General features: G+C 63.6%; 1 protein-coding gene. It reads left to right on the top strand.

The window, feature by feature from the left end:
- Positions 1 to 18 precede the first annotated feature (18 nt).
- A partial coding sequence (locus ACZ4Z4_RS38355; RefSeq protein ID WP_468338555.1) for a TonB-dependent receptor plug domain-containing protein occupies positions 19 to 324 on the top strand: 306 nt, incomplete at its 3' end.

The raw sequence follows: 324 nt of genomic DNA, 5'->3' as shown, positions 1-324 counted from the left end.
GTGATCACCCGCCAACAGATGGACGACTTCAACCTCAACACCCTGACCGAAGTGATGCGCCAGACCACCGGCGTGGTGGTGCAGCACCTGGACTCCGACCGGGTGGACTACTCCTCACGCGGCTACGGCATCACCAATTTCCAGATTGACGGCATGCTCAACACCTTCGGCCGCATGAAGTCCGATGCCGACACCATCATCTACGACCGGGTCGAAGTGGTACGCGGCGCCACCGGCCTGACCACCGGCGCCGGTGATCCGTCGGCCACGGTCAACATGGTACGCAAACGCCCGACCGCCCAGTGGCAGGCCAAGACGGGTGTC

The sequence above is a fragment of the Streptomyces sp. NPDC030245 genome (assembly GCF_055572995.1).
This window is presented reverse-complemented; position numbering and strand designations above follow the sequence as displayed.